The sequence below is a fragment of the Thioclava sp. GXIMD4215 genome (assembly GCF_045291555.1).
Taxonomy (GTDB): Bacteria; Pseudomonadota; Alphaproteobacteria; order Rhodobacterales; family Rhodobacteraceae; genus Thioclava; species Thioclava litoralis.
The window spans coordinates 301,902-323,658 of record NZ_CP149516.1 but is presented as its reverse complement, the minus strand read 5'-3'; the positions used below and the strand labels follow the sequence as shown (position 1 = coordinate 323,658).

Here is a 21,757-nt window from a genome sequence, read left to right as displayed (position 1 = left end):
GTGATATTCCCGGACGCCCCGCCCGCAGGCAGGCCGCCAGCCGCAAGGCCTGATCTCGGGCCCCGCCGCATCAGGCCCCGCATCAAGACAGCCGCGAAGCCACCTCGTGAAGGGCATGCCAGAGGCTTCCCGCATAAGAGCGCATGCCCCAGATCCGGCAGTGGTCGTCCGCAAGCCGCAGCAGGAAGACCGACATATGATGCAGGCCGGTGCGGGTGGCCTGCCCTGTGGCCTTGGCGCTATCGGGCAGGTTGACCAAACGTTCCAACAGGCGGTCCATCTCGGGGCCTGCGATGTCGAAGGCCACCCAGCCATCGGTCTGTTCCGTGACCGATGCCGCAGACGCTTGGGTTTTGACCCATGCCGCAAAGTCTTCCTCGGCGCGGGCCTCGCCCTCGATCAGCCATTGGTCTTGCCCCGCCCAGAAGGCGGTCAGCCCCGCGCCTTGGGTCAAGGCCCCCGGCGCAGGCAGTGGCAGCCCCGCCACTTCGGTCAGGCTTTGCCCGTGGCGCGCGGCCACAGAGGCCAGCGCGATATCGGGGCGTTCGGTCAGGGTCATCGACCCGAGGGTTTCGGTTTTCGGACGGGTGCCGCCAAAGGCGGTCTGTGCAATCAGATTAGTCACGGAGACGCTCCCCTTCGGGGTCAACAAAATGGGCAGGCACAATCCGGCAATCACAGCCCGAATTTTCCAGCGGGTTATAGGCGACGATCACCTCACCGATCCGCTTGTCGCCCTGTTCGACAAAACCAAGCGCGATATGGCTTTTGACATGGGGCGAATAGCAGGCCGAGGTCACCCAGCCCTGATCGCTCTGCATCGTGCGCTGATCGCCACGGGTGAACAGATGCGAGCCCGCAAAGATCCGCTCTTCGGCATTTAGCGGTTGCAGCCCCACCAGACGGCGCTTGTCAGCGGCCAGCCCCTCGCGGCGCGACATGATCGCCCCGATGGAGTCTTTCTTGGCCGAGACCATCTTGCCCAGACCCAGCATCTTCGCGGTGGTCTGCCCGTTCAACTCGGCGCCCGCAGCATGGCCTTTCTCGATCCGCAGCACGGCCAAGGTTTCCGTGCCATAGGGGGTGACCCCCAGATCCTGACCCTGCTCCATCAGCCGTTCCATCAGCGCATTGCCGTAACGTGCCGGCACCGCGATCTCATAGGCCAATTCGCCCGAGAAAGAGATGCGGAACAGCCGCGCCCGCAGGCCGCCGCAGAGGGTGATCTCGGCACAGCCCATGAAAGGGAAGGCCTCATTCGACAGATCCACCCCATCCGCCACACGCGACAAAAGCTCGCGCGAATTCGGCCCCGCCACGGCAATCTGCGCCCAAGCGTCGGTGGTCGAGATAAGCTGCACATCCAGCTCCGGCCAGAGGCATTGCCGCGCGAATTCCATCTGGCGATAGCATAGCCCCGCATTGGCGGTGGTGGTGGTGACCACATAATGGTCCTCGGCCAGACGCGCGCAGGTGCCATCGTCATAGATATGGCCATCCTCGCGCAGCATCAGCCCATAGCGGACTTTGCCAACCTTCAGGCTGCCCATCATATTGGCGTAAATCCGGTTGAGGAATTCCCCCGCATCTGCCCCCTGCACATCGACCTTGCCCAGCGTGGTCATATCGCAAAGCCCCACGCCCGAGCGCACGGCCAAGGCCTCGCGGTCCACGGTTTCGCGCCAGTCTTCCTCATTCCCTTGCGGGAAATACTGCGCCCGCATCCATTGGCCGACCTCGACAAAGACCGCTCCGCGCGCCTTCGCCCAGTCATGGGTCGGCGTCAGGCGGGTCGGGCGGAAGTCCTTACCCGTATCGCCGCCGCCCAGCACACCCAAAGACACGCCGGTATAGGGCGGGCGGAAGATGGTGGTGCCGGTTTCGGGGATGGATTTGCCGGTGAGCTCGGCCATAACAGCCAGCGCCGAGACATTGGCCGTCTTGCCCTGATCGGTGGCCATGCCCAAAGTGGTCCAGCGTTTAAGATGCTCGACCGGGCGCATGTTTTCCTTATGCGCCAGCGCGATATCCTTCACCGTCACGTCGTTCTGGAAATCGACCCAAGCGCGCCCTTTGCCGGCCACATGCCAGAAGGCCGTGGGGGTCACGGGGGTATCCTCGGCCTTGGGCAGATCGGGTGCCATGGCCGCAATCCCCAGATCCGCCAGCGCCGCAACAGCCGCCTGCGCGCCCGAGACCAGTGCTTGCGCGGTCGTGCCCTCGCCATTGCAGGCGCCTGCGGGGATCAGCCCCGTGGGTCCACCCTCGCCCGGAACAAAGGCCAGCAGATCCTCGCGCCAGACTGGACGCCCGCGATGATGCGAGGCCAGATGCACATTGGGGTTCCACCCGCCCGCGACACCCAAAGCGCCACAGTCGATCCACTGGCGAGTGCCGCCGCTGGTGATCTGCACCTTGGTCACACCCAGACGACCCTTGCTGTCCGAAACCACCGATCCGGCATAGACACGGTAATCGCCCAGCGACTTCGCCTCGGGCCGCGTGTCGATCACCCCCGCAATCTGCGCGCCCTTGGCGATCAGATCCAGAACGGTGCGGTGGCCATCGTCGCTATTGGTGAAAATGGCGATCCGGTCCTCGGGCGCACGCACAGGCGCCACCGCCCAACGGTTGGCATAGGCACGCATGGCACCTGCCAGCATGATGCCCGGACGGTCATTATTGGCGAAGGGGATATGACGCTCGGTCGCACCCGCCGCCAGAACCGCCCGCCGCGCGGTGACCCGCCAGAGCGTCTGGCGGACCTTCCCGCCTGCGTCGGACAGGTGATCCGAGACCCTCTCGACCGCGCCATAGACGCCATGGTCATAGGTGCCGAAAACCGTCATCCGCGTCATAACACGAACATTGGGCATCGCGCGAAGTTCTGCCTCGGTCGCGCGCAGCCAGTCGGTCGCGGGCGCGTCATCCAGCGCATGGCTTTCGGCCAGAAGACGCCCGCCCAAAGCGAAATCCTCATCCGCCAGAATGACCTTGGCCCCCGCACGGCCAGCGGTCAGCGCAGCCATCAGCCCCGCCGCGCCACCGCCGATCACCAGCAGGTCGCAATGCAGATATCCGCGATCATAGGCATCAGGGTCAGGCAGCCCCGACAGCGCCCCAAGCCCCGCCGCCTTGCGGATCATCGGCTCATAGAGCTTTTCCCAGAAAGCGCGCGGCCACATGAAGGTCTTGTAGTAGAAGCCCGCCGCAAAGAAGGGCGACAGCAGGTCATTCACCGCCAGCCAGTCATGCTCCAGAGAGCCCGCATAATTCTGCGATTTGGCTTCAAGCCCGTCATACAGCTCGGCCACGGTGGCGCGGGTATTGGGTTCGGCCTGCGCCCCCGTGCGCAGGGTCACCAGCGCGTTGGGCTCTTCCGAGCCGGCGGCCACCACACCTCGCGGGCGGTGGTATTTGAACGACCGCCCCATAAGCTGCACGCCATTGGCCAAAAGCGCCGAGGCCAGAGTGTCGCCCTGAAACCCCGTGTAATCGACCCCATCAAAGCGGAATTTCAAAGGCGCATTGCGATCTACCAGACCGCCAGACAAACGGCTCATTTCGCGCCCTCCGGTTTCATCGCAAGCTCGGCGCCCAGAATTTCGTGGGTCAGCGTGTTACGGGTGACAATCAGCCACGAGCGGTCGCCCTGCTCGTGATACCAAAGCTCGCGGTGCACACCCGCCGGATTGTCGCGCAGGAAGACGTAATCGGCGAAGGCGGCCTCGCCCGCGTCAGGCGCGGGGCGGTTCATCAGGCTGGCATCGCCCAGATAGGTAAACTCCTGCGCATCCCGCAGGCCAAGAAGAGGATGGGGTATCAGCATGATCGTGCCTCAGTGCAGGTTCGGTTGGGCACCAACGCCCTTTTCATCAATGACATAGCCGCGCGCGAAACGGTCAAGCCGCATCTGCGCGGTGACCTCATGCGACCGCCCTGTGGCCAGAAGATGCGCAAAGCAGAAGCCCGAGGCAGGTGTCGCCTTGAAGCCGCCATAGCACCAGCCCGCATTCAGATAGAGACCCGAGACCGGCGTCTCGTCGATGATGGGCGAGCCATCCATCGACATATCCATAATGCCGCCCCAGTTACGCAACAGCCGCGCCCGACCGATCATCGGCATAAGCGCCATACCGCCTTCCAGCACGTCTTCCACCACCGGAAGATTGCCGCGCTGCGCATAGGAATTATAGCCGTCGATATCGCCGCCAAAGACCAGACCACCCTTATCGGACTGGCTGATATAGAAATGCCCCGCGCCAAAGGTGATGACATTATCGATCAGCGGTTTCAGCCCTTCCGAGACAAAAGCCTGCAGCACATGGCTTTCGATGGGCAGGCGCATCCCCGCCTTCTCCATCACGCGACCGGTCGAGCCAGCGACCGCAACCCCCACCTTCTTCGCGCCGATGAAGCCGCGGGTGGTCTCAACCCCTTCAACCTGACCGTTGGTGATGCGGAAGCCGGTGACCTCGCAGTTCTGGATGATGTCCACGCCGCGCTGATCGGCGCCGCGCGCATAGCCCCAGACCACGCCATCGTGACGCGCCGTACCTGCACGCGGCTGGATCAAAGCGCCCTTGATCGGGAAACGGGCATTGTCGAAATTCAGATAGGGCAGCCTCTCGCGCAGGTCAGCTGCATCCACCAATTTCGCACCCGCCCCCGAGATCATCATCGCATTGCCGCGCCGACGGTAGGCATCGCGCTGGCCGTCGCTATGGAACAGGTTGAAGATGCCGCGCTGGCTGACCATCGAGTTGAAGTTGGTTTCCTGTTCAAGGTTTTCCCAAAGCTTCATCGAAAGCTCGTAGAACGGCTGGTTCCCCGGCAGCAGGTAATTCGAGCGGATGATCGTGGTGTTCCGCCCGATATTGCCCGACCCGAGCCAGCCCTTCTCCAGCACCGCCACCTTCAGATGGCCGAAATTCTTCGCCAGATAGAAGGCCGTCGACAGGCCATGGCCGCCGCCACCGACGATGATGATATCATAGCTGGGTTTGGGGTCGGGATTGCGCCACAAAGGCCCCCATCCCTTATGTCCGGTCAGCGCCTCTTTCAGCACCTTGAACCCTGAAAACTTCATGACCTGCGCTCCTTTGTCCCAGACAGGCTAGGCGAGGCAGGGTGAATAAACTTCTTTATAAGTGACATTTTTTATCCTAAAAATGCCATTAGGATTAATCGGGCAAGCCTATGCAAAATATCGCCTTTCTTCTGCTGGATGGCCATGCGCTGATGTCAACGGCCTCGGCGCTTGAGCCTTTGCGCGCGGCCAACCAGTTTCGGGCAGGAACCTACCGGATTACGATTCTCTCGGGGTCGGATCGGGCGGTGTCGTCCATCGGGTCCGAATTTCCGGCCCTGCCCTTCCGCGCGACCCCGCCTGATTTCGATCTGGTCTTTGTGGTGGCGGGCGGAGACCCTGCGCGGGTGAATGATCCGGCGCTGATGGCATGGCTGCGCGAGGCCGACCGGCGGGGCGTTGCCTTGGGGGGGATCTCGGGCGGGGCGATGATCCTTGCGCGGGCGGGTCTTCTGGAGGGGCGGCGCTTCACGCTGCACTGGCACCATTATGACGATATTGCCGCACTGCCGGGCGAGTGGCTGCTGGAGCGGCGGCTTTTTGTGATCGACCGCAACCGCTATACCTGCGCGGGCGGCATCGCGCCGCTGGATATGATGCATGCGCTGATTGCGCGCGAGCATGGCACGGGCTTTGCGCAGCGCATTTCCGACTGGTTCATCCAGACCGAGATCCGCGGGGCCGATGCGCCGCAGATGGCCTCGATCGAGGCGCGTTACGGGGTGCTGCCCAAGGTGGTGGCCGCGACGCTGGAACTGATGGAAAGCCATATTGCCGACCCGCTGGACCAAAGCCAGCTTGCGGGGCTTGCGGGTCTGTCGCTGCGCCAGTTGCAACGGCAGTTCCGGCAAGAGATGGGCGCGCCGGTGATGGAGGTTTACCGCCGCATCCGTCTGGAGAAAGCGCACGAGCTGATTGCTGGCACGCGGCTGCCGCTATCAGAGATCGCGCATCTGACGGGCTTTGCCAGCCAGTCGCATTTTGCCGACCGCTTCCGTGAGACCTATGGCCATCCCCCGCGCGCTTTGCGCGACAAAAAAAGCCCGACGTCACCGAAGTGAACGCCGGGCATCAGGAGGGGTAAATCAGGCTCAGATATCGAGCGTATTATCTTTCTCCCATTGGGAGAAATGCGACACGAAGGCGGTCCATTCCTGCATCTTCATCTTGATGTAGGAGGCCGAGAATTCGGCACCCAAAGCAGCTTTCAGCCCCTCATCCGCGTCAAAATTGCGCAGCGCGTCCAGCAGGTTCAGCGGCAGACGCGGCGCGTCCTTGATCTTGAACCCTTCGGCATACATGTCGATATCATGGCGCGGCCCCGGATCGGCTTTGGATTTGATCCCCGACAGACCCGCCGCGATGATCACCGCCTGCAGGAGATAGGGGTTCACCGCCCCATCGGGCAGGCGCAGCTCGAAGCGGCCCGGACCGGGGACACGGACCATATGGGTGCGGTTATTGCCGGTCCATGTCACGGTGTTCGGCGCCCAAGTTGCTCCGGACGTGGTGCGCGGCGCATTGATGCGCTTGTAGCTGTTGACCGTGGGGTTGGTGATCGCGGCCAAGGCTTCGGCGTGCTTCATGATACCGCCCAAGAAAGTGCGGCCCTGATCGGACAGGCCCAGCTCTTTGGACTTATCGGCAAAGGCATTGACCTTACCGTCCAGATCCCAGACCGAGATATGCGCGTGGCAGCCATTGCCCGTCAGACCCTCGATAGGTTTGGGCATAAAGGTGGCGCGCATCCCGTGCTTTTCGGCCACGGATTTCACCATGAACTTGAAGAAGCTATGGCGGTCGGCGGTGACCATCGCATCGTCAAAGCCCCAGTTCATCTCGAACTGGCCATTGGCGTCTTCGTGGTCGTTCTGATAGGCACCCCAGCCAAGCTCCAGCATGTAATCGCTGATCTCGGCAATGATGTCATAGCGGCGCATCACGGCCTGCTGGTCATAGCAGGGCTTGGCTGCCGTGTCATAGGGGTCGGAAATCTGATCGCCTTCGGGGGTAAGCAGGAAGAATTCGGCCTCGATACCGGTCTTCACGCGTAGCCCTGCGGCTGCGGCCTCATCCACCAGCTTTTGCAGCACATTGCGCGGCGCCTGTTCGACAGGCTCGCCTTCCATCACGCAATTGGCAGGCACCCATGCCACCTCGGGTTTCCACGGCAGCTGGATCGCCGCCGATGCATCCGGCACCGCCAGCATATCGGGATGCGCGGGCGTCAGGTCTAGCCAAGTGGCAAAACCGGCAAAGCCCGCGCCGTCTTCTTCCATATCGGTAATCGCCTGAGCGGGCACCAGCTTTGCGCGCTGCCCCCCGAAGAGATCCGTATAGGAGATCATGAAATATTTGACGCCCTTCTCGCGGGCAAACTCGGCAAGACCTGCCATCTGAACACCTCTTTATCCCTGTTGAGAATGGCGGGGCGTTTGCCGCCCTCGCCCTGTCTTTCGGATGACTTAGAAGCCGCCCTTGCCCGGCCACCAATTGGTGCCCGCCAGAGGCACCTGCGCCATGGCAGCGGCCTCCATGGTCAGCGCGCAAAGATCCTCGGGCTCGAGGTTGTGGACATGGTTATGGCCACAGGCCCGCGCGATGGTCTGGCATTCCAGCGTCATCACATTGAGGTAGTTGCGCAGACGACGACCTGCCGCCACCGGATCAAGGCGCTTCATCAGCTCGGGGTCCTGCGTGGTGATGCCCGCAGGGTCGCGGCCCTCATGCCAGTCGTCATAGGCGCCCGCCGTGGTGCCAAGCGCGTTATATTCGGCTTCCCATTTCGGGTCATTGTCGCCAAGCGCGACCAAAGCCGCCGTGCCGATTGCCACCGCATCCGCGCCAAGGGCCAGAGCCTTTGCCACATCCGCCCCCGAGCGGATACCGCCCGAGACAACCAGCTGCACTTCGCGGTGTAGCCCCAGATCCTGCAACGCCTGAACGGCGGGGCGGATACAGGCCAGCGTCGGCTGGCCAACGTTTTCGATGAACACGTCCTGCGTGGCCGCCGTACCGCCCTGCATGCCATCGAGCACCACCACATCGGCACCGGCCTTCACCGCCAAAGCGGTGTCGTAATAGGGGCGCGCGCCCCCGACCTTGATGTAGATCGGCTTTTCCCAGTTGGTGATCTCGCGGAGTTCAAGGATCTTGATCTCCAGATCATCGGGGCCGGTCCAGTCGGGGTGACGGCAGGCCGAACGCTGGTCGATCCCGACCGGCAGATCGCGCATGCCCGCCACGCGTTCGGTTATCTTCTGACCCAGCAGCATGCCACCGCCGCCCGGTTTCGCACCTTGGCCCACCACGATTTCAATCGCATCGGCGCGGCGCAGGTCATCGGGGTTCATCCCGTAGCGCGAGGGCAGATACTGATAGACCAGCTTTTCGGAATGGCCGCGCTCTTCCTCGGTCATGCCACCGTCACCGGTGGTGGTCGAGGTGCCTGCAAGGCTGGCCCCACGACCCAGAGCCTCTTTCGCATGCCCCGAGAGCGCGCCAAAGGACATGCCCGCGATGGTGATCGGGATTTTCAGCTCGATCGGTTTCTTGGCAAAGCGCGTGCCCAAGGTGACCGAGGTATCGCATCTCTCACGATAGCCTTCCAGCGGGTAGCGCGACATCGACGCGCCCAGGAACAGCAGGTCATCGAAATGCGGCACGCGACGCTTGGCCCCGCCCCCGCGGATGTCATAGATGCCGGTGGCGGCGGCGCGACGGATCTCGGAGTTGACCTCCTGCGAGAAGGTCCAGCTTTGGCGCGGTTCGGTATGCGGTGTCTTATCCATGATCGCGCTCCTTAATACTCGTCGGCGTGGTCGATATTGAAGTTGTAGAGCTTGCGGGCCGAGCCATAGCGTTTGAACTCTTCGGGCTTGGCGTCGGCGCCGGTCTTTTCAAGGATGTCCTCGAGGAAGGTGATATGCTCGGGGCGCATCTCTTTCTCGATGCAATCAGCCCCCAGCGATTTCACTTTGCCCCGCACGAACAGTCGCGCCTCGTAAAGGCTGTCGCCCAAAGCATCGCCCGCATCGCCCAGCACAACCAGATTGCCGCGCTGTGCCATGAAGGCCGACATATGGCCGATATTGCCATGCACTACGATATCGATGCCTTTCATCGAGATCCCGCAGCGCGACGACGCATTGCCCTTGATGTTCAACAGACCGCCACGACCGGTGGCACCGGCATATTGGCTGGCGTCACCTTCGATGGTGACCACGCCCGACATCATATTTTCGGCCACACCCGGACCGGTCGAGCCTTCGACCGTCACCGTGGCTTCCTTGTTCATGCCCGCGCAGTAATAGCCCGTTGAGCCCTTGATGGTCACATCCAGCGGCCCGTCCAGACCCACGGCCACCGCATGGCTGCCACGCGGGTTGGTGATATCGAAAGCTTCATTCTTGCGGTCTTTGGCAGCCGCCTGCAGCGTGGAGTTCAGCTCGCGCAGGGCAACCTGCGACATATCCAGAACAGTCATGGATCAACGCTCCCAGAAATAGACAGTGGCGGGTTCGGGTTCCCAGACGCGGGCCGCCTCGATGCCCGGCAGGTCGGCAAAGGCGCGATATTCGCTGGCGAAGGCCACATAGTCTTCGGTCTCGGCCATGATCGCGGGCTTGCAAGCGACCGGATCGCGCACGACCCCGAAGCCGTTCTTGGTGCCGGTCACAAAGGTGAAGAACCCGTCGAGATCCTCAAGCGTGCCCTCCAGCGCCTCGCCAAGGCTGGCACCATCGGCAATGCGCGAGGAAATATAGGCCGCCCCCACTTCGGTGTCGTTTTCGGTCTTGGTGAAAACGCCCTTCTTGGCGAGCTTGCGGCGCATCGAGTTATGGTTCGACAGCGAGCCGTTATGCACAAGGCATTGGTCATCGGCGGTCGAGAACGGGTGCGCGCCCAGCGTGGTCACGGCGGATTCGGTGGCCATACGGGTGTGGCCAATGCCGTGGCTGCCGCCCATCTCGCGGATGCCGAACCGCTCGGCCACATCCTTCGGCAGGCCGATCTCTTTGTAGATCTCCATGCTTTCGCCCACGCCCATCACCCGCAGGCCCTTGGCCTCAACGGCGGCCAGCAGGGCGGCTTCGGCGGCAAGCGGCGCTTTGATCACGGCATGGGTGGAGACAACCTTCACCGAAACCGCAACACCCGCAGCCTTCGACAGATCGTCTTCCAGACCCGCAAAATCCACATCCGGCGTATCCGATTGCACGGTGATTTTCACACCTTCGCCGTCATCCCCATAGATCGCGATGCCCGCACTATCGGGGCCGCGTTCGGTCATGGTGATCAGCATATCGGTCAGCATATCGCCCAGCTTCGGGCGCAGATCATCCTTTTTCAAAAAAAGGCCAACAATCCCACACATAGGTCCTCTCCATTGCGTTCGAGACCGGCGCAGCGCGCCTTCAAGAACATCACTAAAGAGAATATTTTATTCCTTCTAGGAAAACTGCCGTTTTCTCCGGTCTTTCCGGAAGGCCGCATGGAACCGCATAGATTTTACGCAAAATCCGCAGGGCCAAGCCGCACAACGCCCAGCCCTTAGGCGAAAGATCAACGCGCTTGCGGATAGGTGATGATGGACAGGTAGCGGATCGGCAGGGCCGCCAGATCTTCCGGCCCGTGCGGCGCATCCGAGTCAAACACCAGCGAGTCGCCCGGTTCCATCAGATAGCGCTGGTCCCCGTGCCGATAGGTCATCTCGCCTTCCAGCATATACAGGATCTCGATGCCCTCATGCTGGAAGATGGGGAAGCGTTCGGTGGGATTTTCCAGCGTGATCATATAGGGCTCGACCACAACGCCGGAATTGTTCGACCCGATATGGCCCAGAAGCTGGTATTGATGGCCCGCCCGCGTGCCCTCCCGTTCGATTTCGACCCCGTCACCGGCTTTCACATGCATACAGCCGCGTTGCTCCTCGAACCCCGAAAACAACTGGACCAGCGGCACCCGCAACGCATGGGCCAAGGTGGAAATCGTGCTGAGCGAGGGCGAGGTCACACCATTTTCGATCTTCGACAGCATGCCCACCGAAAGCCCTGCCTGCCCTGCCAGATCGGCCACCGTCATGCGCTGGCGCTTGCGCAATTCGCGCACCTGACGGCCAATCGCCACCTCGAGGTTCTTCTCGCGGATCTCGCGCACGGCATGGGGGTTTTGTTGCAAACCCTTTTTGGTTTCAGACATGTCTGGCTCTCCCCCATGACAGTGCGGGGCCGCTGTGGAAAACCGGCCTGCGCAAAGCCATTATTCAAAAAAGTTTCTTGTCAGGAAAGGCCCTAAAACGCTGTCAAAGGGTTATATGCCTGAAAACATCCGCGAAATCCGCAACGCATAGCGGTCTGTCATCCCCGAAACGAAATCCCCCATCGCATGCAGCGCCGTTTCCGCCGATGTCACATCCCGCAGGTCCAGCCCCAACACCCGCACGATCTGCGCCGCATGGGTGTCCAGCGCCTCGGCCTGCCATCCCCGCGCGCCAAGCTGCTGATAGATCGGGGCGATCCCGTCCAGCACATTGGCAATGACCCGATAGCCCGAAACTTCCAGCTCTGTCTTGCGCGGGGCGGTGAAGATGCGCGTTTTGGCAAGATCGCGGATCGCGGAGAACTGTGCGCCCAGATGACCGGCCTCGACCAGAGCGTGGCTGAACCGGCCCTCCATGATCGCGCTGTAATGTGCCTTGAAGGCCTCCACACAGCTTTCGATGGCCCGCCCGATACTCATTGCCCGCAGAAGGGCGATCTCTTCGGCAGGCAGACGCGACGGGCGGCTTTGCACGGGCCTGTCCTCGCGCCCCGCCAGCCGGAGCAACGTGTCGCGCACCACCTCGAATGGCAGCTCGCCCGTGGTAAAGGCATCTTCGAGATCGACGATATTATAGCAGATGTCGTCAGCCGCCTCGACGACATAGACCAGCGGGTGACGCCGCCACCACTGGTTCGGGCCGATCTCGATCTGGGGCAGGCCAAGGCTTGCCGCCACCTCGGCAAAAAGCCGCAATTCCGAATGGAAAATCCCGAATTTCTTGGCGCCGAAATACCCATCGGCGTGATAGCTCTCCTCGCCCAATGCGGTTTTCGTCGCTGCCGAAAGCGGGTATTTCATGAAGGCGCCCAGCACCGCCTTGGACAGCCGCATCCCGCCATCATTGCGATACATCTCGGTGCGGGCGATGATACGGAACCCTTGCGCATTGCCTTCGAACTGGCGGAACTCGTCTTGCAGAGCGGGGTCCAGATCACCAAACACCCCGCGCCCCTCCTCGAAGGCCCGCGCGAACCATGCGCCAATCGAGGCCTCGCCCGAATGACCAAAGGGCGGATTGCCGATATCATGGGCAGCGCAGGCGGCCTGCACGATATTGGCAAGGCTGTTTTCCTCGCCCGCCGCGATATGGCCCTGCGCCACCAGCCATTGCCCGATGGCCATCGCCAGCGACCGCCCGACAGAGCCCACCTCGATCGAATGGATCAGCCGGTGATGCACGTGGTCATGTTCGTATAGCGGCTGCACCTGCGTTTTATTGGCCAGACGCCGGAAGGGCTGGGAAAACACGATCCGGTCGTAATCCTGCGTGAAGATGGAGCGGTTGCTCTGCTCGGAATAGGTCCGGTCGCACAGGCGTTCGTTCGACAGAAGCTTTGTCCAGTCCATGTTCATCTCCGTAGGGGCCGTCCCTTTCTAGCCCCAAGCCCCGCCAATAGCGAGACGGCATCACACACCGCGCTTATTGCCCCAGATCATCACATGCAACTGCGGCAGCACCCGCGGGCGGAACCATTTTGCAGCAAGGGTCTGCTGGACCAGCCATTCCAGCCGCTTGGCCGCCACATCCAGATTGACGGGGATCGCGGGGTCCACCTCGCGATTGCCCGGCTGCAGGTAAAGCGGCAGATCGGGATAGCTTGCCGCGGTGGCACGGGCAAAGGCGAAATCGTCCTCGTCGAAAACGACGATCTTCATCACCACCTGCGTATGCGGACCCGCCGCCTTGAGACAATCCTCAAAGCGCTCCCAGACGACCCGTTCCCCCGAGGAGGGCGGCTTCGGGCTCAGCACGAGCGTATCAAGCCGCCCGAACCATGCCGCAGGGATCGACCCCTGTGTCTCGCAGGCAAAACGGTAGCCTGCCGCCTGCCCCATCTCGATCACCGGTGCCAGATTCTGGATTGCCGGATTACCGCCCGACAGCGAAACGGTCAGCGGTCTATGGTCCGACAGATGCACGATCTCGTCCCAGACCTCGGTCGGGGTCATGACCTCCCAGTCATGGCGATAGGCGCTGTCGACCGCGTGCAGACTGTCGCACCAGCTACAGCGATAATCGCAGCCGCCGGTGCGCACAAACACCGTCGGCTCGCCGATCAGCACCCCTTCCCCCTGAATGGTCGGGCCGAAAATCTCGCAGATCCGCAGGCTCATGGACGATATTCCGCCCATGTCTTGGGCGTCTCAGAGACCTTCACCGCCGCAACCTCGGGCCAGCGCGCCTTGCACCAAAGATAGAAGTGACGTGCCATATGTTCGGCCGTCGAGGGGCAATCGAGCACGTCATTGAGATGGCGATGATCGAAGGTGCCGTCGATATAGTCTTTCAGCGCGGCCAGTTCGTGATAATCGCGCACGAACCCGTCGGCATTCAGATCGGCGGCGGCCAGTTCGACCACGACGATATAGTTATGGCCATGCAACCGCGCACATTGATGGCAGGCGGGCAGGTGGTCCAACTGGTGAGAGGCGGAAAAGTGGAATTCTTTCGTGATCCGGAACATTACGGCATCTCCTTGGGCGCGGGCAGGACATGCGGCAACACAACGGCACAGGGGCGACACCCCTTTAGAATATAGGTCATAGGATCAGTCCTTGTTTTGATAACCGGGTAGGCTGCGACCGGTGCACCCTCGATACAGCCTTCGCGATTTTCGCGCAAGCGGTCTGAAAAGACGAAAACCATCGTAAATTTTGGTCATTGCAATCGAATTTTCTTGCCAAAAGCTGCATGGCCCCCTATCCGCTGCGACCATGATGGATACATTGCCCCCCTGCCCCAATTGCGCATCCACCTATACCTACGAGGTCGATGCCCTGCTCACCTGCCCCGAATGCGGACATGAATGGTCGGCTGACATGTCCGGCTCTGACGAAGAGGTCATCCGCGACGCGGTTGGCAATATTCTCGCCGATGGCGACACCGTGACCGTGATCAAGGATCTCAAGGTCAAAGGCAGTTCCTCGGTCGTGAAAGTCGGCACCAAAGTGCGCGGCATCCGCCTTGTCGGCGGCGATCACGATATCGATTGCAAGGTTCCCGGGATCGGCCAGATGGGGCTGAAATCCCAATTCGTCAAGAAAGTGAACGACTGACCCCCAAGACCGCCCTGCGCGCCCCGCCGGGCGCAGGGCATGCCCTTTCGAACGGGCTTTGAGGCGGGCTTGGATCGGCCAAGCCCGCCTGCCTGTTTCAGGCGATCTCTGCGACGATCTGGCCCGCCGCGAGGCTGGCGCCTTTTGCGGCCTGCAGATGGATCACCCCGTCCTTTTGCACGACGACCGGTGTTTCCATCTTCATGGCTTCCATCATCGCCACAGTCTGCCCCGCGCGCACGGTCTCGCCTTCGCCGACCGTCCAGTCCAGAAGCAGGCCCGAGATGGGCGCAGCCACCCCGTATCCGGCACCTTCTGCCGGCCCCTCGTCCGCGCCGCGCGCAGAGGCTTCGGCAGCTCTGGCGGCACCCTCTGCCGGTATCGTGCCCAGATATCGCGCGAGCTTTGCCACAAGATCGGCCCCGAAGCCGACATCACACAAAGCGCCATCAATCTCGATCCGACCGCGCAGAACGGCGGGCGCAGGTTCGGGCGGCACACGCAGCGCCGCTTCCAGCGGTTCGGCAAAATCGGTTTCGATCCAGCGGGTATGCACCGCAAACCCCGTCTCCTGTGTGAAATCCTCGGCCTCCAGCGCGGCACGGTGGAACGGCAACACCGACGCGACCCCCTCGATCCGGAATTCTCTCAGCGCGCGCCGCGCCCGTGACAGCGCCGTTTTACGATCCGGACCCCAGACCACCAGCTTGGCCATCATGGAATCAAACGTGCCGGGCACGGTGCTGCCACTTTCCACACCGCTATCGACCCGGACACCCGGACCGGATGGCGCATGGAACATCGAAATCCCGCCCGGCGTCGGCAGGAACCCCCGACCCGGATCTTCGGCATTGATCCGGAATTCGATCGCATGGCCATTGGGGCGCGGGGTCTGGGATACGGATAGTGGCAGACCATCGGCAATCCGCAGCTGCTCGACCACCAGATCGACGCCGGTGGTTTCCTCGGTCACCGGATGCTCGACCTGCAGGCGTGTGTTGACCTCGAGAAACGAGATCATCCCGTCCGCCCCAAGCAGAAACTCCACCGTCCCCGCCCCTTCATAACCGGCCTCGGTGCAGATCCTGCGTGCGGCATCATGGATCGTATCGCGCTGTACCTCACTGAGGAAGGGCGCGGGGGCTTCTTCGATCAGCTTCTGGTTCCGGCGCTGGAGCGAACAGTCCCGCGTCCCCAACACCACCACATTGCCCAGACGGTCGGCAATCACCTGCGCCTCGACATGGCGCGGGCGGTCGAGAAAACGTTCGACATAGCAGGCCCCGTTGCCAAAGGCGGTCTCGGCCTCGCGGCGGGCGGCGTGATACAATTCCTCGATCTCGGCCATTTCGCGGGCAACACGCATGCCACGCCCGCCTCCACCATGCGACGCCTTGATCGCAATCGGCAGACCATGCGCCCGCACGAAAGCCAGCACATCTTCCGGGCCATCCACCGGACCGGGCGTCCCCGGGACCAAAGGCGCCCCCACCTTCATCGCAATGCGCCGCGCCGCGACCTTATCTCCCAGCTCGGCAAGCACCGCGGGCGGTGGGCCGACCCATGCAAGCCCCGCCGCAAGCACCGCCTGCGCGAATTCGGCACTTTCCGACAGGAAGCCGTAGCCCGGATGCACCGCATCCGCCCCCGCACGCTGCGCGATTTCGAGAATGGCAGGGATATTGAGATAGGTCTCGGCAGGGCGCGAACCGGGCAGGGAAAAGGCCCTATCGGCTTCGCGCACATAGGGCGCATCCGCATCGGCATCCGCGAAAATCGCCACCGAACCCACTCCGTAATCACGGCAGGCGCGCACCACACGCAAAGCGATTTCGCCGCGATTGGCAATCAGTACAGTCTTCATTGGAACGTCTTTCGTGTCACATGCCCGCGCAGGGCTTGATTTCGGCAAAGGGCGCGACCGGATTGAACCGGATTTTCACGCCGGGCGGCAACTGGCCCGCCAGATCAAGGTGATAATCGGCAACGGCCCCGATCACCGGATAGCCGCCTGTCAGGGGGTGGTCGGCCAGAAACAGAACCGGCTGGCCGGAATGGGGCACCTGTATCGCGCCGGTCGCGGTGCCTTCGGAGGGCAGTTCGCTCTGGTCCGGACGGGTCAGTGGCGCGGCCCCGTTCAGCCGGATCCCGACACGGCTGGATTGCGCCGTCACCTCCCATTCCTGCTGGGTGAAACGGTCCAGTATCTGCGGCTCGAACCAGTCGCTGCGTGGCCCCATCACCACATCCAGCACCACCAGATCACCCGCTTTAGGCAGGGCGGGCAGGGAAATCGCAGGCCCTACGGCATCGGCGGGGGCATGGGCCAGCGCCAGATGCGCGCCCTGGCGAACCGGCTGTGGCCCGATCTCGGCCAGACTGTCCCATGTCGCAGCCCCCATCACCGGTGCCACGGCAAACCCGCCCCGCACCCCGAGCAAGGCGCGCAGCCCCGCTTTGGGTACCGAGAGGGTGATCCTGTCGCCCGGATCCACCGCAATCGGCGCATGCGACCCGAAATCCCAGTCATTGACGCTGACGCGACAGGGCGCGCCCGTCACCGCAATCACGGCCGGTTCCTTGGCGCGGAAGGCAAACCCGCCGCCCGTGATCTCTAGTGCGGCGGTTCCCGCAGGATTGCCCAGCATACGGTTGAGCGCGCGCAGAGCGCCGCGATCCAGCACCCCCGAGGCCGCAACCCCTTGTGCCGCCTGTCCGGCCCGCCCGTTATCCTCGAACATCGCGGGGAAGGGCGCGGCCAGAACCTCGAAGCCACCCTGCCCCGATGGCATGTCCGCAGACGGCGGAAGGGCCGCAACAGGATAGGCCGCAACCGCGTCATGGCGCTCGAATTGCACCTGATCTCCGGGCTGCAGCAGCGCCGGAGGCGTGCGCCCCAGATCCCACATCGCCAGATCGGTGGTACCGATGATCTGCCAGCCACCGGGGCTGGCCTTGGGATAGATGCCCGAAAACGCACCGGCCAGCGCGACCGATCCTGCCGGAATGCGGGTCCGTGGCGTGCGGCGGCGGGGCACTTCCAAAGCCGGATCGCCCCCCGCCATATAGCCGAAGCCCGGCGCGAAGCCGCAAAACGCCACGGTCCAGGGGCGGGCCTGATGACGCTCGATCACCTCGGCCACGCTGAGCCCTGTCAGCTCTGCCACCTCGGCCAGATCCTCGCCATCATAGCGCGTCGGAATGGTCACAACCCGTGCCGCCTTCTGCACATGTGGCGTCAGATCCAGCGCGTCGATCTGTGCCGCCAGAGCCTGCGCCGAGACCTCTTGCGAATCAAACCGGACAAACAGGGTCCGCGCCGCCGGGATCGTTTCGCGAAGACCCGCCAGCGGGGCCTCGCGCAGCAGCGCATGCAGGGTCAGAACCTGCTCGAGATCGGCAAGTTCGACCAGCAGCGCATCCAGCGCGACGGGCAGGAAACGCAGATGGCTCATGCCGCACCACCCGCCCCGAAGGCCGCAAGCGACACGCCTTCACGCAGGAACAGCGCACGGATCTGGCGGGCCATTTCGACCGCGCCGGGGCTGTCCCCATGCACACAGATCGACTGTGCGTCAACACGGACATCATGCCCGTTGATCGAGCGGATTACCCCCTCGCGCACAAAGCGCAGCATCCGCTGTGCCACCACATCCGCATCATGCAAAACCGCACCCGGCAATTTGCGCGACACAAGCTGCCCCCCGTCATCATAGGCACGGTCGGCAAAGGCTTCGGCCACAACGCTCAGCCCCGCCTGCCGGGCGCGCTGCTCAAGAGGGCTGCCCGCAAGCACCATCAGGGTCAGGCTCGGATCCACCGCCCCGAGCGCCGCGATCACGGCCTCCGCCTGACGCATGTCATGGGCAATGGTATTATAAAGCGCCCCATGCGGTTTGACATAGCTCACCTTGGTGCCTGCCGCACGGGCCAGCCCCTGGAGCGCGCCGATCTGGTAGATGACCTCTGCTGTCAGATCCGCGCTGGCGACATCCATATTGCGCCGCCCGAACCCCGCCAGATCGCGATACCCCACATGGGCCCCGACCTGCACGCCGCGTTCTGCCGCCGCACGCAAAGTGGTCAGGATGCCGTTCGGGTCGCCGGCATGGAACCCGCAGGCCACATTGGCCGAGGTGACGATCTCCAGCATCGTCGCGTCATCCCCCATCGCCCATGCACCGAAGCTTTCGCCCAGATCACTATTGAGATCCATGTTTTCTCCCTTCAGGACAGTCTGTGGCAGGTTCGGGCCTTACTGCCCGAGGAACGCGAAGATCGAGCCAACCGATTTGAACCCCATATACCATGTCAGGGCGCAGACGATCGTCCCGAGGATCAGCAGGCTGCGCGGATAGCTATAGCCATTCAGCAGATCCCTGCGCGCCCAGCCCACATAGATGAAGAGGCTGAAGCCTAAAGGCAAGATCAACCCGTTGAACCCACCCGCGAAGACCAGCAGCGCCGCCGGTGCGGTGCCAAGCCCGACATAGGTTGCCAGCGAGGCGGCGATGAAAGCGACAGTCGCATAGGCCCGACCGCGCTCGGTCAGCGAGGGGAGGAACACCGTCAGGAAAGACACGGATGTATAGGCCGCGCCGATCACGCTGGTAATGGCCGCCCCCCACAGGATCGCGCCGAACACCCGCAGGCCCAGATCGCCCGCAGCCGCCTGAAAGGCCTGTGCCGCCGGATTGGCCGCATGCCCCGTGGTATCCATCACCAGACCCGCCGAGACCACGCCCAGCACGGCCAGAAACAGCACAAAACGCATCACGCCGGTGACCACGATGCCGGTCACGGACGCACGGGTGACCGCGGCAAGATTTTCCTCGCCCACCATCCCCTGATCCAGAAGACGATGCGCGCCGGCATAGGTGATATACCCGCCAATCGTGCCGCCGACGATGGTCACGATCGTGGCGAAGTTGATGCTATCGGGCCAGATCGACTGCGAGAGCGCCTCGCCCACCGGAGGATGCGAGACCCCCGCCACGAAAAGCGTCATCAGCAGCATCACCACCCCCAGCACGACCACGACACGGTCCATCAGCAGACCCGCGCGACGCGAAAGGAAAATGGCCACCGCAATCAGCGCACTGATCAGACCACCGATCTTCGGGTCCATGCCCAAAAGTGCGTTGGTCCCCAGACCGGCCCCTGCGATATTGCCCACGTTGAAGACGAAACCGCCCAGCAGGATGAAAACGGCCAGCAGATACCCCGTCCCGGGCACGGCACGGTTGGCCAGTTCGGCCGCACGGCATTTCGACAGGGTCACGATCCGCCAGATATTCATCTGCACGACAAAATCGATCAGCACCGAGACGAGAATGGCGAAGGCGAAGGTGGCGCCCATGCTGACGGTGAAGGTTGCGGTCTGGGTAATGAAGCCCGGCCCAATCGCCGAGGTCGCCATCATGAAAATCGCAGCAACCAGCGCGTGACGGCGCAGCTTGGCCCCTTTGCCGGTCGCAGTTGCCGCTGTTTCTATTTCGGACATTTCTATCTCCCTTGATCCCTGTCGGGCGGATTGATCCGCCTCTCCTGTCACAAAAGAGAGCAACCATATTCACATTGTTCAACAATATATTTGTATCGTAGGTCATATTTGCAGACATCACCCTATATTCGCATATTTTATGATCAATAATTATGCAAATTCGCCCAATTATTACGCGATGCCAGAGGCGAATGGTGCTTGGGGGCGGGATATGCGATAGAGCGGAAGAGTCACTTTGAAGGTCCTTCCATGTCCGCACCGCCCCTCTCCCTTGCCGAACGCACCGCGCAGCGGATTCGCGATCAACTGATCATGGGAGAGCTTCTTCCGGGCCAGCGGCTCTCCGAAACCGCCTGCGCCGAGGGGCTGGAAGTCTCGCGCAATACGCTGCGCGAAGCCTTCCGCATCCTGACCAAGGACGGTTTGCTCCATCACGAGGCCAATAAGGGGATTTCGGTGGCCAGCCCGTCGATGGCCTCGATCATCGATATCTATCGGGTGCGCCGCGTGATCGAGGTGCAGGCCATTCGCGGCAGCTACGCCCAGCATCCGGCACTGGCGGCAATGGAGGCCGCCATCGCCAAGGCCCATCGCTCTGCCGCAGAGTGCGACTGGCGCGGTGTGGGCAGTGCCAATGTCGATTTCCATAGCGCGATTGTCGCCCTGAGCGACAGCCCGAGGCTTGCGACCTTCTATGCCAATCTGACAGCAGAGTTGCGGCTGGCCTTCGGTGTCATTCAGGACCCCGAATTCCTGCATGCACCCTTTATTCCGCTGAACGAGAAGCTGCTGGGGCTGATGAAAGCCGCCGAGACAGAGGCCGCCGCCCTGATGCTGGAAGGCTATCTTGACCAGTCCGAACGGATGCTGATCGCTGCATTCTCACGCAGCGATGCCGCAAAGGCCGCCCGCTAGCCCACCTCTCCCTTGCGACAGAAAAGACGCTTGGGGGAGGCGCGGCCTTAGGCCGACGGCAGCCGGTTTTCCAGCCAACGCAGCGCCAGCGTCAGCGTGCCGCTGAGCACCAGATAGACCGCGACCAGAAACAACAGCGGTTCATAGGTCAGGAATGTGGTCTGGCGCACGCGGGTGATCACCGCATAAAGGTCGGTGATCGTAATCGTGGCCACCAGAGGCGTTGATTTGAGTTGCAGGATGATCTCGCCGGTCAGCGTCGGCAGGGCGCGATGCAGCGCCCGCGGGAACCATACCCGACGGAACAGCATGAAGCGCGGCATCCCGAAGGCGCGCGCGGCCTCCAATTCGCCCTCGGGCACACCCGCAAAGGCCCCGCGCATCACCTCGCCCTCATAGGCCGCGAACGAGACAGTCAGCGCGATCAGCCCATAGGGCCATGCCTGCCGCAGATAGGGCCAGAGCCAGGAGTCACGAATTTCGGGAAACTGCGCGAAAAGCGACCCGAGCCCGTAATAGAACAGCCACATCTGCAACAGCAGCGGCGTGCCGCGGATCACCGTGCAGAAGGCCGTCGCCGCCCATTTCAACGGGCGCGGCCCCGTCACCTGCACCAGACCCAGAGGCAGGGCGCAGAGAAATCCGATCACCACGCTCGCGACCAGCATGATCATCGTCATGCCCAGACCGCTCCAGAGTTTGGGGAAATAGGTGGGCAGCCAGCTCCAGTCCATATAATGGACCATCGCGGCCACGGCCCCCACAGCCAGCAGCGCCATCACGATCCGGTGCGGCATCAGCGCGGCCCGCCATTGCCCCAGCAAACGGGACAGGGGCGCAGGTTCGAGCGGGGTGACAATATCGCTATC

General features: G+C 62.7%; 20 protein-coding genes. 3 read left to right on the top strand and 17 right to left on the bottom strand.

Translation table 11 applies throughout. From position 1 onward, the window contains the following. Positions 1-82: 82 nt before the first annotated feature. From WDB86_RS15905 to WDB86_RS15890, 4 genes are read right to left on the bottom strand one after another with little or no spacing between them, the layout of a single operon-like run. On the bottom strand, positions 83-625 hold the full coding sequence (locus WDB86_RS15905; protein ID WP_341485721.1) for a sarcosine oxidase subunit gamma: 543 nt from the start codon (positions 623-625) through the stop codon (positions 83-85). Next, positions 618-3,563, bottom strand: a complete 2,946-nt coding sequence (locus tag WDB86_RS15900; RefSeq protein WP_341485720.1) for a sarcosine oxidase subunit alpha family protein — start codon at positions 3,561-3,563, stop codon at positions 618-620. Before WDB86_RS15900 ends, WDB86_RS15905 begins: the two co-directional genes overlap by 8 nt. Then, on the bottom strand, positions 3,560-3,829 hold the full coding sequence (locus tag WDB86_RS15895; RefSeq protein WP_330647147.1) for a sarcosine oxidase subunit delta: 270 nt from the start codon (positions 3,827-3,829) through the stop codon (positions 3,560-3,562). Before WDB86_RS15895 ends, WDB86_RS15900 begins: the two co-directional genes overlap by 4 nt. A 9-nt stretch (positions 3,830-3,838) precedes the next feature. Beyond that, the gene (locus WDB86_RS15890) at positions 3,839-5,089 is read right to left on the bottom strand and encodes a sarcosine oxidase subunit beta family protein (protein WP_339109586.1); all 1,251 of its coding nucleotides are present in this window, start codon (positions 5,087-5,089) and stop codon (positions 3,839-3,841) included. A 110-nt stretch (positions 5,090-5,199) separates the two neighbouring features. On the opposite strand from WDB86_RS15890, the gene WDB86_RS15885 reads away from it, so the two are divergent. Beyond that, positions 5,200-6,150: a GlxA family transcriptional regulator gene (locus WDB86_RS15885; RefSeq protein WP_341485719.1), complete on the top strand. Its 951-nt coding sequence runs from the start codon at positions 5,200-5,202 to the stop codon at positions 6,148-6,150. Positions 6,151-6,180: 30 nt separating this feature from the next. On the opposite strand, the gene glnT is transcribed toward WDB86_RS15885, so the two are convergent. The 8 genes from glnT to WDB86_RS15845 form a co-directional block, all read right to left on the bottom strand. Then, complete coding sequence (gene glnT, locus WDB86_RS15880; protein WP_341485718.1) at positions 6,181-7,485, bottom strand: type III glutamate--ammonia ligase; 1,305 nt, start codon at positions 7,483-7,485, stop codon at positions 6,181-6,183. A gap of 69 nt (positions 7,486-7,554) precedes the next feature. Further along, positions 7,555-8,880 (bottom strand): FMN-binding glutamate synthase family protein, encoded by a 1,326-nt coding sequence (locus WDB86_RS15875; protein WP_341485717.1) that lies wholly within the window; start codon positions 8,878-8,880, stop codon positions 7,555-7,557. An 11-nt stretch (positions 8,881-8,891) separates the two neighbouring features. Next, a complete protein-coding gene (locus tag WDB86_RS15870; protein WP_341485716.1) occupies positions 8,892-9,575 on the bottom strand; it encodes a GXGXG domain-containing protein in 684 nt (227 codons plus the stop codon). A gap of 3 nt (positions 9,576-9,578) precedes the next feature. After that, positions 9,579-10,466 carry a glutamine amidotransferase family protein gene (locus tag WDB86_RS15865; protein WP_341485715.1) on the bottom strand — a complete coding sequence of 296 codons (888 nt, stop codon included), beginning with the start codon at positions 10,464-10,466 and terminating at the stop codon, positions 9,579-9,581. A gap of 188 nt (positions 10,467-10,654) precedes the next feature. After that, positions 10,655-11,290, bottom strand: coding sequence for a helix-turn-helix domain-containing protein (locus WDB86_RS15860; RefSeq protein WP_330647154.1), 636 nt, complete (start codon positions 11,288-11,290; stop codon positions 10,655-10,657). 111 nt (positions 11,291-11,401) lie between these two features. Further along, positions 11,402-12,760: a dGTP triphosphohydrolase gene (dgt, locus tag WDB86_RS15855; protein ID WP_341485714.1), complete on the bottom strand. Its 1,359-nt coding sequence runs from the start codon at positions 12,758-12,760 to the stop codon at positions 11,402-11,404. Positions 12,761-12,820: 60 nt separating this feature from the next. Further along, positions 12,821-13,528: a 7-carboxy-7-deazaguanine synthase QueE gene (gene queE / locus WDB86_RS15850; RefSeq protein ID WP_341485713.1), complete on the bottom strand. Its 708-nt coding sequence runs from the start codon at positions 13,526-13,528 to the stop codon at positions 12,821-12,823. Next, positions 13,525-13,878 carry a 6-pyruvoyl tetrahydropterin synthase family protein gene (locus WDB86_RS15845; RefSeq protein ID WP_330647157.1) on the bottom strand — a complete coding sequence of 118 codons (354 nt, stop codon included), beginning with the start codon at positions 13,876-13,878 and terminating at the stop codon, positions 13,525-13,527. Before WDB86_RS15845 ends, queE begins: the two co-directional genes overlap by 4 nt. A gap of 250 nt (positions 13,879-14,128) precedes the next feature. On the opposite strand from WDB86_RS15845, the gene WDB86_RS15840 reads away from it, so the two are divergent. Next, the gene (locus tag WDB86_RS15840) at positions 14,129-14,470 is read left to right on the top strand and encodes a zinc ribbon domain-containing protein YjdM (protein ID WP_330647281.1); all 342 of its coding nucleotides are present in this window, start codon (positions 14,129-14,131) and stop codon (positions 14,468-14,470) included. Positions 14,471-14,567: 97 nt separating this feature from the next. On the opposite strand, the gene WDB86_RS15835 is transcribed toward WDB86_RS15840, so the two are convergent. The 4 genes from WDB86_RS15835 to WDB86_RS15820 are packed head-to-tail and all read right to left on the bottom strand — an operon-like array spanning position 14,568 to position 19,973. Further along, positions 14,568-16,334, bottom strand: a complete 1,767-nt coding sequence (locus WDB86_RS15835) for a biotin carboxylase N-terminal domain-containing protein (protein WP_341485712.1) — start codon at positions 16,332-16,334, stop codon at positions 14,568-14,570. Between the two features lie 16 nt (positions 16,335-16,350). Further along, entirely contained in the window at positions 16,351-17,925 is a 1,575-nt protein-coding gene (locus tag WDB86_RS15830; RefSeq protein ID WP_341485711.1) for an urea amidolyase family protein, read from the bottom strand. Next, positions 17,922-18,686: a 5-oxoprolinase subunit PxpA gene (locus WDB86_RS15825; RefSeq protein WP_330647160.1), complete on the bottom strand. Its 765-nt coding sequence runs from the start codon at positions 18,684-18,686 to the stop codon at positions 17,922-17,924. Before WDB86_RS15825 ends, WDB86_RS15830 begins: the two co-directional genes overlap by 4 nt. A 39-nt stretch (positions 18,687-18,725) precedes the next feature. Beyond that, complete coding sequence (locus WDB86_RS15820) at positions 18,726-19,973, bottom strand: NRAMP family divalent metal transporter (protein WP_341485710.1); 1,248 nt, start codon at positions 19,971-19,973, stop codon at positions 18,726-18,728. 249 nt (positions 19,974-20,222) lie between these two features. Between WDB86_RS15820 and WDB86_RS15815 the strand changes: the two genes are divergently transcribed. Beyond that, positions 20,223-20,888 (top strand): GntR family transcriptional regulator, encoded by a 666-nt coding sequence (locus WDB86_RS15815; protein WP_330647162.1) that lies wholly within the window; start codon positions 20,223-20,225, stop codon positions 20,886-20,888. Positions 20,889-20,935: 47 nt separating this feature from the next. Here WDB86_RS15815 and WDB86_RS15810 read toward each other — a convergent pair whose 3' ends face one another. Then, a complete protein-coding gene (locus WDB86_RS15810; RefSeq protein WP_330647282.1) occupies positions 20,936-21,685 on the bottom strand; it encodes an ABC transporter permease in 750 nt (249 codons plus the stop codon). Between the last annotated feature and the right edge of the window lie 72 nt (positions 21,686-21,757).

Excerpts from the sequence above, each read along its gene's own strand:
- WDB86_RS15900 (WP_341485720.1), bottom strand. The coding sequence starts at position 3,563 with ATGAGCCGTTTGTCTGGCGGTCTGGTAGATCGCAATGCGCCTTTGAAA.
- WDB86_RS15895 (WP_330647147.1), bottom strand. The coding sequence starts at position 3,829 with ATGCTGATACCCCATCCTCTTCTTGGCCTGCGGGATGCGCAGGAGTTT.
- WDB86_RS15890 (WP_339109586.1), bottom strand. The coding sequence starts at position 5,089 with ATGAAGTTTTCAGGGTTCAAGGTGCTGAAAGAGGCGCTGACCGGACAT.
- WDB86_RS15885 (WP_341485719.1), top strand. The coding sequence starts at position 5,200 with ATGCAAAATATCGCCTTTCTTCTGCTGGATGGCCATGCGCTGATGTCA.
- glnT (WP_341485718.1), bottom strand. The coding sequence starts at position 7,485 with ATGGCAGGTCTTGCCGAGTTTGCCCGCGAGAAGGGCGTCAAATATTTC.
- WDB86_RS15875 (WP_341485717.1), bottom strand. The coding sequence starts at position 8,880 with ATGGATAAGACACCGCATACCGAACCGCGCCAAAGCTGGACCTTCTCG.
- WDB86_RS15870 (WP_341485716.1), bottom strand. The coding sequence starts at position 9,575 with ATGACTGTTCTGGATATGTCGCAGGTTGCCCTGCGCGAGCTGAACTCC.
- WDB86_RS15865 (WP_341485715.1), bottom strand. The coding sequence starts at position 10,466 with ATGTGTGGGATTGTTGGCCTTTTTTTGAAAAAGGATGATCTGCGCCCG.
- WDB86_RS15860 (WP_330647154.1), bottom strand. The coding sequence starts at position 11,290 with ATGTCTGAAACCAAAAAGGGTTTGCAACAAAACCCCCATGCCGTGCGC.
- dgt (WP_341485714.1), bottom strand. The coding sequence starts at position 12,760 with ATGGACTGGACAAAGCTTCTGTCGAACGAACGCCTGTGCGACCGGACC.
- queE (WP_341485713.1), bottom strand. The coding sequence starts at position 13,528 with ATGAGCCTGCGGATCTGCGAGATTTTCGGCCCGACCATTCAGGGGGAA.
- WDB86_RS15845 (WP_330647157.1), bottom strand. The coding sequence starts at position 13,878 with ATGTTCCGGATCACGAAAGAATTCCACTTTTCCGCCTCTCACCAGTTG.
- WDB86_RS15840 (WP_330647281.1), top strand. The coding sequence starts at position 14,129 with ATGATGGATACATTGCCCCCCTGCCCCAATTGCGCATCCACCTATACC.
- WDB86_RS15835 (WP_341485712.1), bottom strand. The coding sequence starts at position 16,334 with ATGAAGACTGTACTGATTGCCAATCGCGGCGAAATCGCTTTGCGTGTG.
- WDB86_RS15830 (WP_341485711.1), bottom strand. The coding sequence starts at position 17,925 with ATGAGCCATCTGCGTTTCCTGCCCGTCGCGCTGGATGCGCTGCTGGTC.
- WDB86_RS15825 (WP_330647160.1), bottom strand. The coding sequence starts at position 18,686 with ATGGATCTCAATAGTGATCTGGGCGAAAGCTTCGGTGCATGGGCGATG.
- WDB86_RS15820 (WP_341485710.1), bottom strand. The coding sequence starts at position 19,973 with ATGTCCGAAATAGAAACAGCGGCAACTGCGACCGGCAAAGGGGCCAAG.
- WDB86_RS15815 (WP_330647162.1), top strand. The coding sequence starts at position 20,223 with ATGTCCGCACCGCCCCTCTCCCTTGCCGAACGCACCGCGCAGCGGATT.
- WDB86_RS15810 (WP_330647282.1), bottom strand. The coding sequence starts at position 21,685 with ATGCCGCACCGGATCGTGATGGCGCTGCTGGCTGTGGGGGCCGTGGCC.